Annotated in this window: 14 protein-coding genes; 10 read left to right on the top strand and 4 right to left on the bottom strand. The window is 63.6% G+C overall.

All coding sequences use genetic code 11. From position 1 onward, the window contains the following. Positions 1 to 234: 234 nt before the first annotated feature. Genes QRO93_RS00905 through QRO93_RS00890 form a run of 4 tightly spaced genes read right to left on the bottom strand, consistent with a single transcriptional unit; the run spans position 235 to position 3,971 of the window. Positions 235 to 507 (bottom strand): DUF2933 domain-containing protein, encoded by a 273-nt coding sequence (locus QRO93_RS00905; RefSeq protein WP_003097518.1) that lies wholly within the window; start codon positions 505 to 507, stop codon positions 235 to 237. A 33-nt stretch (positions 508 to 540) separates the two neighbouring features. Beyond that, the gene (locus QRO93_RS00900; protein WP_003090303.1) at positions 541 to 1,026 is read right to left on the bottom strand and encodes a DUF411 domain-containing protein; all 486 of its coding nucleotides are present in this window, start codon (positions 1,024 to 1,026) and stop codon (positions 541 to 543) included. A 37-nt stretch (positions 1,027 to 1,063) separates the two neighbouring features. After that, positions 1,064 to 2,044, bottom strand: a complete 981-nt coding sequence (locus tag QRO93_RS00895) for a copper resistance protein B (RefSeq protein ID WP_005408883.1) — start codon at positions 2,042 to 2,044, stop codon at positions 1,064 to 1,066. 25 nt (positions 2,045 to 2,069) lie between these two features. Beyond that, positions 2,070 to 3,971 (bottom strand): copper resistance system multicopper oxidase, encoded by a 1,902-nt coding sequence (locus QRO93_RS00890; protein WP_003097515.1) that lies wholly within the window; start codon positions 3,969 to 3,971, stop codon positions 2,070 to 2,072. Positions 3,972 to 4,225: 254 nt separating this feature from the next. On the opposite strand from QRO93_RS00890, the gene QRO93_RS00885 reads away from it, so the two are divergent. The 10 genes from QRO93_RS00885 to QRO93_RS00840 all read left to right on the top strand — a co-directional run bounded on the left by QRO93_RS00885 (position 4,226) and on the right by QRO93_RS00840 (position 12,293). Continuing rightward, positions 4,226 to 4,918 (top strand): heavy metal response regulator transcription factor, encoded by a 693-nt coding sequence (locus tag QRO93_RS00885; protein ID WP_003097513.1) that lies wholly within the window; start codon positions 4,226 to 4,228, stop codon positions 4,916 to 4,918. Continuing rightward, positions 4,890 to 6,326 (top strand): Cu(+)/Ag(+) sensor histidine kinase, encoded by a 1,437-nt coding sequence (locus QRO93_RS00880; protein WP_003097498.1) that lies wholly within the window; start codon positions 4,890 to 4,892, stop codon positions 6,324 to 6,326. Before QRO93_RS00885 ends, QRO93_RS00880 begins: the two co-directional genes overlap by 29 nt. A 947-nt stretch (positions 6,327 to 7,273) precedes the next feature. Further along, a complete protein-coding gene (locus QRO93_RS00875; RefSeq protein WP_003116799.1) occupies positions 7,274 to 7,603 on the top strand; it encodes a helix-turn-helix transcriptional regulator in 330 nt (109 codons plus the stop codon). Positions 7,604 to 7,616: 13 nt separating this feature from the next. Beyond that, a complete protein-coding gene (locus QRO93_RS00870) occupies positions 7,617 to 8,087 on the top strand; it encodes an ArsI/CadI family heavy metal resistance metalloenzyme (RefSeq protein ID WP_003107243.1) in 471 nt (156 codons plus the stop codon). Between the two features lie 12 nt (positions 8,088 to 8,099). After that, on the top strand, positions 8,100 to 8,597 hold the full coding sequence (locus QRO93_RS00865) for an arsenate reductase ArsC (protein ID WP_003107241.1): 498 nt from the start codon (positions 8,100 to 8,102) through the stop codon (positions 8,595 to 8,597). Between the two features lie 10 nt (positions 8,598 to 8,607). After that, a complete protein-coding gene (gene arsB, locus QRO93_RS00860) occupies positions 8,608 to 9,693 on the top strand; it encodes an ACR3 family arsenite efflux transporter (protein ID WP_003109696.1) in 1,086 nt (361 codons plus the stop codon). 14 nt (positions 9,694 to 9,707) lie between these two features. Further along, positions 9,708 to 10,130, top strand: a complete 423-nt coding sequence (arsC, locus tag QRO93_RS00855) for an arsenate reductase (glutaredoxin) (RefSeq protein WP_003107236.1) — start codon at positions 9,708 to 9,710, stop codon at positions 10,128 to 10,130. A gap of 98 nt (positions 10,131 to 10,228) precedes the next feature. Continuing rightward, positions 10,229 to 10,531: a PadR family transcriptional regulator gene (locus QRO93_RS00850; RefSeq protein ID WP_003107234.1), complete on the top strand. Its 303-nt coding sequence runs from the start codon at positions 10,229 to 10,231 to the stop codon at positions 10,529 to 10,531. Continuing rightward, positions 10,528 to 11,757 (top strand): chromate efflux transporter, encoded by a 1,230-nt coding sequence (gene chrA, locus QRO93_RS00845; protein ID WP_003107233.1) that lies wholly within the window; start codon positions 10,528 to 10,530, stop codon positions 11,755 to 11,757. Before QRO93_RS00850 ends, chrA begins: the two co-directional genes overlap by 4 nt. A gap of 5 nt (positions 11,758 to 11,762) precedes the next feature. Next, the gene (locus QRO93_RS00840; RefSeq protein ID WP_003107230.1) at positions 11,763 to 12,293 is read left to right on the top strand and encodes a GNAT family N-acetyltransferase; all 531 of its coding nucleotides are present in this window, start codon (positions 11,763 to 11,765) and stop codon (positions 12,291 to 12,293) included. Positions 12,294 to 12,387 lie beyond the last annotated feature (94 nt).

Below are 12,387 nucleotides of genomic sequence, written 5' to 3'. Positions count from 1 at the left end.
CGCCCGCGTCGTCACTTCCAGCATGGCTGGCGTGATGGTGGTGCGTATGCGGGCCGGACGTTGTGGCACCCGCCGCCATGCCTGCGTGCTCATGTCCTGAAGACTTGCTGGGTGAATTCATAGTGACAAGTGCCCTCCGCCGTTAACCTTTGGTGTCTGGTGATCGCAGCAGGCCGCAGGCGCGCAAGGAGACAAGCGCGGCGTCGCGTGCTCGCACGGTGCGAGTGCCTCGACTCATTGCTTCTGCTCCTTGGAGGCTGCGGCACCTTCCTTACCCTGACGCGCGGCATGATCGTGTCCGCCGTGGCCGTGACCACGGTGCATGAACAGGTGCATCAGCGGACAAGCCGCCAGCAGCAGGAAGGGGAGATAGCCGGCAACATGTGCCGTATGCTCCTTGAGCAGGAAATACGCGGCGACAGCGGCGATGATGAGGAACGCCACGCCGTAGCGCGATCGCCAGAACCGGGGGCGATCGCTGGGGGTCTGTGTGTGCTGATGCTGCATGGCATATCTCCACGGAGAAGGGTTGATGGATGGTCAGCGATGCGACTGATAGACCGTGCTGCTACCGTTTTTCCCAATCAGCAGCACGTCGTAGGCGTCCTTGCGTCCACCATAGGCCGGACCATCCATGCCGGGCGAACCGACCGGCATGCCGGGCGCCGCGAGGCCGATGGCCTGCGGGGCTTCGCGCAGCAAGCGTTGAATGTCCGAGGCAGGCACATGACCCTCGATGGCATAGCCGCCGATCTGCGCCGTGTGGCAAGAACCGTACTTCTGCGGGATGCCCAGCCGCGTGCGCGCTGCGGTGTTCCCGGTGTCGAGAACCTGCACATCGAAGCCTGCGCCTTGCAGGTGTGAGACCCAGTCCTTGCAGCATCCGCAGCTCGGGTCCTTCCAGACCTTGGCAATCGGTCGGCTCTGCGCCAGGCTCGGTCCTGCGAGTGCCATCACCAACAAGCCAGCGATCAATGCCTGGCGTCTCGGCACTTTGCCCTGGCTTCTGTCGTAGTGCATGTTCATGGATCGCCTCTCATCAGATGATCAAACCCGCTAGGTTCTAGAACCAGAATCGCACGCCAGCCACCCAGCGCGTCTGCTGCGCACGGCCGCCTTCGGCACGCACATAGTCCGCGGTGCGTCCGAAGCTGCCCGCCCGTTCCACGCCGATATAGGGGGCGAACTGGCGACTGAATTCATAGCGCAGGCGCAAGCCAGCAGACGCTTCGGCCAGGCCCTTGCCGATACCGCGTTCCGGGTCGTCCTTGCCATAAAACTGCAACTCGGCGCGAGGCTCCAGAATCAGTCGCTGGGTCAGCAGCAGCTCGTAGCTGCCTTCGACACGCAGCGCCGTACGTCCACCACTTCCCACGTAGCCCGTCGCCTCCAGCTCGAACCAGTAGGGGGCGAGGCCCTGGATGCCGAAAGCCAACCATTGACGGCTCGGGCCTTCCCCGTTATCCACCCGAACGCCGAGCTGGGTGTCCCAGTACGGTGCGACGGCGTGCCCCCAGAGAAGCTCGGTACGCGATTCTTCGAGCTTTCCTTTGGCGATATCGCCTTCGGCCTTCACGACGGCCTTGTTGTAGGTCGTCCCATACCACGCCTGGAGGTCGTAGGCCGTGGAGTCGTCTCCTTTGCGCGTGAAGCGGCGTTCCAGAGTTTCGCCGCGCAACGAAAAGAACCTGTGTTCGTCGGCCAGCATCAGCCGCGGCACACCGGGTACGGCGTAGTCGCCCGATCCCAATGTCAGGCCATTGGAGTAGCCATGCGGATCGCGGGCGTCAGGAGGCGCCGACCCGCCCTGCATCTGCATGTTGCCGTGATCCATGGCCGGGGCCGCGGTCGAGCCGCTCGCCGACGTCGCGTGACCCGCGTGCGGGTCGGCGGCAGGAGCCACGGTCTGAGTGGATGGCGCGGCCGTTTGAGCGTCGGCCTGGCCGTGCGCTGCATGGTCGTTCTGTGCTTGTGCCTGGGCGGCGACGCTTACCAGGGCCAGAAGCGTCGTGGCCAGTGCGCGAGTGGGGAGTGCTTTGGACATTCTTGGTCTTCCTTGTGCGCTGGGTTCAAGACACCACGACTTCGCGGAACATGCCGGCATCCATGTGGAACATCAGGTGGCAGTGCCACGCCCAGCGGCCGAGCGCGTCGGCTGTCACCAGGAAGCTGATGCGTTGTGCCGGCTGCACCGGCAGGGTGTGGCGGCGCGCAAGGAAGCGACCGTCGGGGCTTTCCAGCTCGCTCCACATGCCGTGCAGGTGCATGGGATGGGTCATCATGGTGTCGTTGTGCAGAATGACCCGCAGCCGCTCGCCGTGTTTGAAGTGCACCGGCGTGGACTTTCCGAACTCCAGCCCGTCCAGGGACCATGCGTAGCGTTCCATGTTGCCCGTGAGGTGCAGTTCGACCTCCCGGCCGGGGCCTCTCTTGTCCAGCGGCCCCGACGGGGTATGCAGATCCGCGAGGGTCAACACGCGCCGACCGTTGTTGCGCAGTCCGATGCCGGGGTCATCGAGGTTGGTGCGCGCCATGTCAACGCGCATGTCCGTGCTGGCACCATACTCGGTGCGAGCGTGGCGAGCAGTAGTGCTGGGCACGGCCAGTCCCCCCGCCGCCGCGGCGTGTTGGCTGTGATCCATCGCCATGCCACCGTGGTTCATGGCGCCGTGATTCATGCCTGCCATCGCCCCATGATCCATCCCGGACATCGAACCCGAGCCCATCCCGGTCATCCCGGTCATGCCCGTCATGCCCGTCATCCCGGTCATCTCCATGGCCTGGCCGGACCCGCCATGGTCCATGCCCCCCATCATGCCGCCCATCATGTCGTTCATGGTCAGCCATTCGACCGGATCGAGGGCAGGCACGGGAGCTTGAAGACCTTCACGCACGGCCAGCGTGGCACGCGCGTAGCCTGTCCGGTCCATCGCCTGGGCGAAGATCGTGTAAGCGTCATCCCGTGGCTGGACGATCACGTCGACGGTTTCGCCAGGACCGAATCGGAACTCATCGACGGTCACCGGCTCCACGTCAACACCATCGACGTGCACCACCGTGAGTTTCAGTCCTGGAATGCGTACGTCGTAGAAGGTGTTGCCCGCACCGTTGACCATGCGCAGCCGCACGCGCTCACCCGGTCGGAACAGCGCCGTCCAATTGCCGGCGGGGGTGACGCCGTTGGCCAGATAGGTCAGCGTGGCGGCAGACAGATCTGCGAGATCCGTCGGATTCATCCGCATCTCGTTCCACATCTTGCGCTTGTCGATCGCAGCGGCCGTGCCTTCGCGCGAGGCGTCCCGGAAGAAGTCGAAGACGGTAGGTTGGTTGTAGTTGTAATAGTCGCTTTGGGACTTGAGCTTGGTGAACACCCGCATCGGGTCTTCGTCGGTCCAATCCGAGAACAGCAGCACGTGGTCACGGTCGGCGTGGATGGTCTCGGCGCCAGCGGGGTCGATGATGATCGCCCCGTACATGCCCGTGAGTTCCTGGAAGCCGGAGTGCGAGTGGTACCAGTAGGAGCCGCTCTGCTGAACCTTGAAGCGGTACGTGAAGGTCTCGCCGGGAGCGATGCCATTGAAGCTGATGCCCGGCACGCCATCCATCTGATACGGCAGGATGATCCCGTGCCAGTGAATGGATGTGGCTTCACGCAGCTTGTTGGTTACACGGATTGTGACGGTGTCACCCTCGCGCCAACGCAATGTCGGTGCCGGCAGCGAGCCGTTGATGGTCGTAGCCACGCCTGGCTTGCCCGTGAAGTTCACGGGCGATTCGGCGATCACCAAGTCGAACTCGGTGCCCTTCAGCACAGGGGCGGCACCGCGCGTCGCGGAGCCTTGCTGGGCAAATGCCTTGAACGCCGGCGTGGACAGCCCAGCGAGAACGCCGCCGGCGGCTAACCCTTGGACGAAACGCCGACGAGAAAGGCCCTGTGTGGGCACGATAAAAAAGGGTGAACGAGGCGGCATGGCCTGAAATCCTCCATAGATGACTCGGAAGTCGTTCTAAACGCCACCGCATCCTGAGCGGCACAGTTCGACGCAATGCAGGTCATGCTATGGGTTGGGCACTTTCCATCGAATGACCCCTGAATTACATTCATGTAATGTTCGTGTCATGTTCGTGGAAGCTGGCAACCAGTAAATTGCTGATTGAAAGTGGATGAATGCGTACATCGTGAGCGGCTATTTTTCCGCGCCGTAGCGATTTCATGGGACATGCGATGAAACTGCTGGTCGTTGAAGACGAGAACAAGACGGCGGATTACGTCCGCCAAGGTCTCATGGAGGCGGGATTCGTCGTGGATCTGGCGCGCAACGGATTGGACGGACACCACCTGGCCATGGGCGAGACATACGATCTGGTGGTCTTGGATGTCATGCTGCCGGATGTCGATGGCTGGCGCATCGTGCGTGCCCTTCGAGATGCCGGTAAACAGGTCCCTGTGCTCTTTCTGACGGCGCGTGGCGGTGTAGACGACCGTGTCAAGGGATTGGAACTGGGAGCGGACGACTACCTCGTCAAGCCATTCGCGTTCTCTGAGTTGCTGGCGCGGGTGCGGACGCTGCTGCGACGCGGAAGCGCTCCGAGCCAGCCTGATCGCATCCAGGTTGCCGATTTGGTGCTGGACTTGGCGCGCCGGCGCGCAACGCGCGCTGGCCAACGCATCAATCTCACCAGCAAGGAGTTCGCGTTGCTTGAGCTCCTGGCCCGTCGCCAGGGGGAGGTCCTTCCACGGTCTCTGATCGCGTCGCAGGTATGGGACATGAATTTCGACAGCGACAGCAACGTCATCGATGTAGCCATCCGCCGTCTACGCGCGAAGATAGACGATGCGTTCAATCCGAAGCTCATCCACACCGTGCGTGGAATGGGATACACGCTCGATGCGCCCGATGATGCCCCTGCGCCATAAGCCGCGGCAAAGCCGTCCAGCGTCGCTTGCATTGAGGGTCACGGCCCTCGTTGGTATCGCCACGACCTTGGTGTTTCTTGTGTTCAATTGGGTCATTCTCCGGTCGTTGGAGCACCACTTTGCTCAACAGGATGCCCACGAACTGGAGGCAGTGACAACCGCTTTGGCTCAGCCCTTGCACCAGCTTGCAAGTGACATCGCAAGCGACGAACTGAAGCAACACTTGGCCAACGCAGTCGCAGGACATCATGGGATGACGTACGGCGTCTACGATGGGGCTGGCAATAGCATCTATGCCACGCCCGGTCCTGACCTGTCTAAACTTGCCAGTAGCAAAAAGTTGGTCAACCGCATCACCGCTGACGATTTGATCGTGTGGCAGGAGGATCAGAGGTCATATCGAGGTGTGGTGCTGCAACTGCCTGCTGACGATTCAGCGGCGCCCGGCTACCGCATCGTCGCTGCCATGGACATCGGCTTTCATCTCGACTTCCTGGCGGAGTTCAAGCGCATGCTCTGGTGGGCAACCGGCTTGGTCATGTGCCTGGCGCTCGGTGTGGCTTGGCTGGCGGTGCAGTGGGGCCACCTGCCGATTCGCAAGGTCAATGAAGAGATTCGGGCGATTCGCTCTTCAAAGCTGGATGTGAGGCTGGATCCTCGGGATGTGCCGATCGAACTGGCGGAACTGGTATTCGCCTTCAACGATATGTTGGCGAGAATCGAGGAAGGCTTCACCCGGCTATCACACTTTTCCGCAGACATCGCGCACGAGTTGCGCACGCCCGTCACCAACCTGGTCACGCAGACTCACGTGGCGCTTGGCCAGCCGCGCAGCAACGAGGAATACAGAGAAATCCTCTATTCAAATTTGGAAGAGTTTGATCGGATGGGACGCATGATTGGTGACATGCTGTTTCTTGCCCAAACGGAAAATGATCCCCGCAACTTGCGTCTGTCTACCATTGATCTGTCCGAATTGGTGCGGAGTCTGTTCGACTATTTCGAGGCGCTGGCAGAAGATAGCGGCATTACGCTTGGTGTTAAAGGGGCGATCGGCAGCATAGCGGCGGATCGGGAAATGCTCACCCGGGCGCTGAACAATCTTCTCTCGAATGCAATTCGACACACGCCTCGCGGCAAGAGCATCACGGTCTTGCTTTCGCAGGACGAGCAGTGGACAACGATCAGTGTGGTCAATCCCGGTGAGAGAATTCCTGAGCGCGATCTACCAAAGCTCTTCAACCGCTTCTACCGAGTTGATCCGGCACGGCAACGAAATACGGCGGGCGCCGGTCTTGGCCTTGCCATCGTGAAATCGATTGCGGAGGCACATGGTGGCTCCGTTGCCGTGACCTCCAGTGAGCTTGTCACCAGGTTTGACTTGGTATTGCCCCATCTGCGGCAGTAGTCCGAGGGCGCTGCGGTCCGTCCAGCCAACTGGCGTATCTCTTTGCCTGATTCTGGGATCTACCCGGCCGGCCACGTTGCTACGCGAGCGGGACATTTTTTCTCCGTGACTGCCACGTGCCCAGTCCTAGCGGCAGGCGCCGACATCATGCGCTTGTGTATCCCATCGCTACGTCCACACCGCGCGCGGGGGCCTTTGCTCGGTCGTGATCCGGTCACCGATCGTCGATAGCCTCAGCGGTCAGTGCCGAACGTCTGCCTGCTCGGCGCCTCGATCGCGCGCAGACCTGGCTGTGTGCGCTGAGCCCCTGAGGTGAGTTGGAAGTTGGTCTGCTGGTTCGTTGCGCGGGTATATGTACCCGTAGCTGGGTACAGAGAGTCTTATTGATCAAGATCAAGGTACTGCTATCAGGCGCCGGCTGCATATGAACGCAGCCAACCGCCAAAACTACCTATGCAGGTGTCCACTAAAACTTGACCACTGCACCCCGCCCGAAGGCTTCTCCGACTCGCCCGCTGACGCGGGCCAGGTCAACCCCACAACGACAGGCGAGAACGCCCCGCCATGCCTTGCAGCGCCGGTCTTGAGGCGTGGCGTGGAAGCTCCATAGCGATGCCGGGCGGGTTGTCCCTGAACCGCGTTGAGGACGGCACGCACCTGCACAACCTGCCGCAGCAAGCGCCAGCGTGTTCGCCAGCGTCCCGTCCATCGCGGCGGGGCGCTGGCCGGGCCGATCCGGCGCAGCCGGTTCGGCGGCATCGAGGGGCGCCAAGCATCGCGCGGCGGGGATAGCCCGCAGGGCTTTCCCCTGGAGGCAAGCGAAGCGCGCAGCGCCGCAGGCGCGAAGGCGTGAGCAACTGTCTTGAAAGTCAAGCCTCGCAAGCGCGCAGGCTCCATTCAATTGAAGCGTTTTGCCAATGATTCAATAAATGTTGTATTATCGAATCATGAACGAGACCCAAGCCATTTCCGCCCTCGGCGCCCTGGCCCATACCCAGCGGCTGCGCGTGTTCCGCGCCCTGGTGGTCGCCGGCCCCGAAGGGCTGACACCCAGCGTCCTCGCCGACCAGCTCGACGTGGCCCGCAACTCCCTGTCCTTCCACCTGAAAGAACTGGCCCATGCCGGCCTGGTCACCATCGAGCAGCAGGGCCGCAACCTGATCTACCGCGCCGACTTCACCCAGATGAATGGGCTGCTCGGCTATCTGACCGAGCACTGCTGCCAGGGCGGCGCGTGCGAGGTCACCGAATCCTCCTCTGCCTGTACTTCCTGCTGAAAGGATCACCCCCATGAAGCGCTTTCACGTCCACCTGCACGTCGATGACCTGAACCGCAGCATCGGCTTCTATTCCCAACTGTTCGCCGCGCAGCCCGCGCGCGTCGAAGGCGACTACGCCAAATGGATGCTCGAAGACCCGCCGGTCAACTTCGCCATCTCCACACGTGGCAACAAGCCGGGCATCGACCACCTGGGTATCCAGACCGACGATGCCGAGGAATTGGCGGTGCTGAAGGCCCGCGCCGAGGCGGCCGACATGACGCTGCTGGACGAGGGCACCACGACCTGCTGCTACGCGCGCAGCGAGAAGCACTGGATCACCGATCCGCAGGGCGTGGCCTGGGAGCACTTCCACACGCTGGGCAACATTCCGGTCTTTAACGAAGCGGCGCCTGCAGCGACTTCCGCCGCAGCGTGCTGTACCCCGGTGCGCGGCAAGCCGGTGGGCGTTGCGGTGAAGCCGGCTTCCTCCTGCTGCTGATGTGAGATACCCATGACCACCGACAAGACCTACAACGCCCTGTTCATCTGCACGGGTAACTCGGCCCGCTCCATCCTGGCCGAAGGCATCCTCAATGAATTGGGCCAGGGGCGCTTTCGCGCCTACTCGGCGGGCAGCCACCCCAAGGGCGAAGTCCACCCACTGGCGCTCGCCACGCTGGAGCGGCTGCACATGCCGACCGCCGGCTACCGCAGCAAGAACTGGGACGAGTTCGCGGCGCCCGGTGCGCCGGAGCTGGATTTCATCTTCACGGTCTGCGACAACGCCGCCGGCGAGGTCTGCCCCGTGTGGCCGGGGCGCCCGATGTCGGCGCATTGGGGTGTGCCTGATCCTGCAGCCGTTGAAGGCACCGACGAGCAGAAGCGCAAGGCGTTCACGGATGCGGCGCTGACGCTGCGCCGACGCATCGAATTGTTCCTGTCGCTGCCGATTCAGCGCCTGGATGCCATGTCGCTGCAGCACGAGCTGCGCAGCATTGGTACGAAGTGAGGTTGGCGCGATGAGTGTTGGAACCCAAACGGCCGGCCGCGTGCCGGCCGCCCCCACCATGAGCGTCTTCGAGCGCTACCTGAGCGTGTGGGTGCTGCTGTGCATCGTCGCCGGTATCGCGCTCGGCCAGTTCGCGCCGGGCGTGTTCCAGGCCATCGGCCGCACGGAAGTGGCTCAGGTCAACCTGCCCGTGGGCCTGCTGATCTGGGTGATGATCATTCCCATGCTGCTCAAGGTGGACTTCGGCGCTCTCGGCCAGGTCAAGCAGCACTGGCGCGGCATCGGCGTGACGCTGTTCATCAACTGGGCCGTCAAACCATTCTCGATGGCGTTGCTGGCGTGGATCTTCATCCGCCAGGTCTTCGCGCAGTGGCTCCCCGCCGACCAGCTCGACAGCTATGTCGCGGGCCTGATCTTGCTGGCCGCCGCACCTTGCACAGCCATGGTGTTCGTCTGGAGCCGGCTGACCGGGGGCGATCCTGTGTTCACGCTGTCGCAGGTCGCGCTGAACGACACCATCATGGTGTTCGCCTTCGCGCCCATCGTCGGCCTGCTGCTGGGCCTATCGTCCATCACGGTGCCGTGGGCCACGCTGCTGGTATCGGTCGGCCTGTACATCGTGATTCCCGTCATCCTGGCCCAGTTCTGGCGCCGCGCCCTGCTGAGCAAGGGCCAAGCCGCCTTCGACCGGGCGCTGGAGCGCATCGGGCCGCTGTCCATCGCGGCGCTGCTGCTCACGCTGGTGCTGCTGTTCGCCTTCCAGGGCGAGGCCATCATCCGCCAGCCACTGGTCATCGCCATGCTGGCCGTTCCGATCCTGATCCAGGTGTTCTTCAACTCCGGCCTGGCCTACTGGCTCAACCGCAAGGCGGGCGAGCAGCACAGCATCGCTTGTCCTTCGGCGCTGATCGGCGCCAGCAACTTCTTCGAGCTTGCCGTAGCCGCCGCCATCAGCCTGTTCGGCTTCCAGTCCGGCGCCGCGCTGGCCACCGTGGTCGGCGTGCTGATCGAGGTGCCAGTCATGCTACTGGTCGTTCGGATCGTCAACCAAAGCAAGGGCTGGTATGAGTGCGGCCCGAACCCTGCCCGCGGATAACCAAGACACGACTCATGAGCAACATCACCATTTACCACAACCCCACCTGCGGCACGTCGCGCAACGTGCTGGCTCTGATCCGCAACAGCGGCGAAGAGCCGAACGTTATCGAATACCTGAAGACACCGCCTGACCGCGAAACGCTGCAACGCCTGATCACGGACATGGGCGCGCCAATGCGCGCCGTGCTGCGTGAGAAGGGTACGCCCTATGCGGAATTGGGCCTCGATGACCCGAAGTGGGGTGACGAGCAGTTGATTGGCTTCATGCTCCAGCACCCCATCCTCATCAACCGGCCCATCGTGGTGACCCCGCTGGGCACGCGCCTGTGCCGGCCCTCAGAGGCCGTGCTGGACATCCTGCCGCAGCCGCAGCGCGGCGCGTTCCGCAAGGAAGACGGCGAAGCCGTGGTGGATGCGGAGGGTCGCAGGGTCTGAGACCTCCCGCACAAGCGGCAGGCAATCTGAAGTGAGGCTGGTATTATCGAATTTCGTTATCGATATTCGATATGAAAGAGAAACCTACTCCACGTGCCATGGAGCACCACGACCTGCTGTCGGGGCTGATCCGCCTGCATGTGCTGCACCACGCAGCCGAGCAGGAGATCTACGGGCAATGGATGATCGACGAGCTGGCCCACCACGGCTACCGCCTCTCCCCCGGAACGCTGTACCCGATGCTGCACAAGATGGAGCGCGACGGCTACCTCGTCTCCCGCCAGGAGCGTGAAGGGCGCACCGTGCGCAAGCTCTACACGATCACGCCCAAGGGCAAGGAAGGCTTGGCGCTGGCCAAGGACCGCATCCGGGAGTTCACCGGGGAGGCGATGCACAAATGACAGATTCCACCAACACCTTGCAGCATGAGGCCGCTGCCGCGCGCGGCTCACCCGTCGAAGTCTTCGGCGCCTTCCTCAAGCTGGGGCTGACCTCCTTCGGCGGGCCGATCGCGCATCTGGGCTATTTCCGCTCGGAGTTCGTCGAGCGTCGCCGCTGGCTGGATGACCGCAGCTACTCCGATCTGGTCGCCCTGTGCCAGTTCCTGCCGGGGCCGGCCAGCAGCCAGGTCGGTATGGCGCTGGGGTTGGGCCGCGCGGGCTGGCTGGGGCTGCTGGCGGCCTGGGCCGGATTCACCTTGCCATCGGCGATTGCGCTGATCCTGTTCGCCTTTGGCATCGCCGAGTACCAGGGGCTGGCCCAGTCCGGCTGGGTGCACGGGCTCAAGGTCGTCGCCGTGGCCATCGTGGCGCAAGCGGTCTGGGGGATGGCCAAGTCGTTGTGCCCGGACCGGCCGCGCGCCGCGCTGGCCATTCTGGCGGCGCTGCTGACCATGGTCCTGCCCTCGGCCGCGGGACAGCTTGCCGCCATCGCGGTGGCAGGGCTGCTGGGCTGGTGGACATTGAAGATCGCGCAACCCGGCGGCGGCCACGCCCACAGCTACCCCGTCTCGCGCAAGCTGGGCATCGTGGCGCTGCTGCTGTTTGCCGCACCGCTCGTCGGGCTGCCCCTGTGGGCGGCAGCCACGGACTCGTCCACGATAGCCCTGCTGGAAGGGGTGTACCGCTCCGGTGCACTGGTCTTCGGCGGTGGACACGTTGTGCTGCCGCTGCTGCAGGCCTCGGTGGTGCCCAGCGGCGTCGTGAGCAATGCCGACTTCCTGGCCGGCTACGGTGCGGCGCAGGCCGTGCCGGGGCCGCTGTTCACTTTCTCGGCCTACCTCGGCGCGGTCGCCCACGGACCGCTGCATGGCTGGATCGGCGGGCTGGCACTCCTGGGCACGATCTTCCTCCCCGCTTTTTTCATGCTGGTCGGTGCACTGCCGTTCTGGGAAGGGCTGCGCCACCGCGCGGGCATCCAGACGGCCATGGCCGGCATCAACGCCGGCGTGGTCGGTATTCTGGTGTCCGCCCTCTATGACCCGGTATGGACGAGTGCCATCCACAGCAAGGCGGATTTTGGGCTGGCGCTGCTCTCGTTCGGACTGCTGACGGTGGGGCGCGTGCCGCCGGCGCTCGTGGTGCTGTTAGCCGGGCTGGTGGGCTGGGTCATGGCGATGGGCGTCTGAATCTCATGTGGCACACCCTGACCATCCAGCTCCGACACGAAACCGCCGACGACATTGCCGCCATCGAAGCGGTCACGACCGCCGCCTTCGCTGATGCACCACACACCAGCCACACCGAGCAATTCATCGTGCGCGCCTTGCGTGCCGCCAACGAACTGACGCTTTCCATCGTGGCCGAAGAACATGGGCGCGTCGTCGGTCACGTCGCGCTGTCGCCAGTAACGATCACCCATGAGCACAGGCGAAAGACCGAGGGCTGGTATGGGTTGGGGCCGATCTCCGTCCTGCCGCCAAGGCAGGGGCGAGGCATCGGTTCGCGCCTGATGGAACAGGCGCTGTCTGAACTGCGGGCTATGCAGGCCGCAGGCTGCGTGCTGCTGGGAGATCCAACGTACTACACGCGCTTTGGCTTCCAGGCCCATGCGGGCTTGCAACTGCCGGGCGTGCCGCCCGGCTATTTCATGGCGCTGGCCCTGCATGGGACAGTGCCGGAAGGCATCGCGCACTACAGCGATGCCTTCAACGCCGCCGCCTGAGCCAGCGCGAAGGCGGCGGCGTTTTAATTCGGCTATTGGCCTTGAACACCGGGCGCGGCCACTGTCGCACCCGGATTTCGCGTCCACCGCGCCC

Origin of the sequence: Stenotrophomonas maltophilia group sp. Smal17, assembly GCF_030237045.1 — a bacterium.
GTDB lineage: Bacteria > Pseudomonadota > Gammaproteobacteria > Xanthomonadales > Xanthomonadaceae > Stenotrophomonas > Stenotrophomonas forensis.
This window is presented reverse-complemented; position numbering and strand designations above follow the sequence as displayed.

Excerpts from the sequence above, each read along its gene's own strand:
- QRO93_RS00850 (WP_003107234.1), top strand. The coding sequence starts at position 10,229 with ATGGAGCACCACGACCTGCTGTCGGGGCTGATCCGCCTGCATGTGCTG.
- arsB (WP_003109696.1), top strand. The coding sequence starts at position 8,608 with ATGAGTGTTGGAACCCAAACGGCCGGCCGCGTGCCGGCCGCCCCCACC.
- QRO93_RS00890 (WP_003097515.1), bottom strand. The coding sequence starts at position 3,971 with ATGCCGCCTCGTTCACCCTTTTTTATCGTGCCCACACAGGGCCTTTCT.
- QRO93_RS00905 (WP_003097518.1), bottom strand. The coding sequence starts at position 507 with ATGCAGCATCAGCACACACAGACCCCCAGCGATCGCCCCCGGTTCTGG.
- QRO93_RS00870 (WP_003107243.1), top strand. The coding sequence starts at position 7,617 with ATGAAGCGCTTTCACGTCCACCTGCACGTCGATGACCTGAACCGCAGC.
- QRO93_RS00880 (WP_003097498.1), top strand. The coding sequence starts at position 4,890 with ATGCGCCCGATGATGCCCCTGCGCCATAAGCCGCGGCAAAGCCGTCCA.
- QRO93_RS00895 (WP_005408883.1), bottom strand. The coding sequence starts at position 2,044 with ATGTCCAAAGCACTCCCCACTCGCGCACTGGCCACGACGCTTCTGGCC.
- QRO93_RS00885 (WP_003097513.1), top strand. The coding sequence starts at position 4,226 with ATGAAACTGCTGGTCGTTGAAGACGAGAACAAGACGGCGGATTACGTC.
- arsC (WP_003107236.1), top strand. The coding sequence starts at position 9,708 with ATGAGCAACATCACCATTTACCACAACCCCACCTGCGGCACGTCGCGC.
- QRO93_RS00875 (WP_003116799.1), top strand. The coding sequence starts at position 7,274 with ATGAACGAGACCCAAGCCATTTCCGCCCTCGGCGCCCTGGCCCATACC.
- chrA (WP_003107233.1), top strand. The coding sequence starts at position 10,528 with ATGACAGATTCCACCAACACCTTGCAGCATGAGGCCGCTGCCGCGCGC.
- QRO93_RS00840 (WP_003107230.1), top strand. The coding sequence starts at position 11,763 with ATGTGGCACACCCTGACCATCCAGCTCCGACACGAAACCGCCGACGAC.
- QRO93_RS00865 (WP_003107241.1), top strand. The coding sequence starts at position 8,100 with ATGACCACCGACAAGACCTACAACGCCCTGTTCATCTGCACGGGTAAC.
- QRO93_RS00900 (WP_003090303.1), bottom strand. The coding sequence starts at position 1,026 with ATGAACATGCACTACGACAGAAGCCAGGGCAAAGTGCCGAGACGCCAG.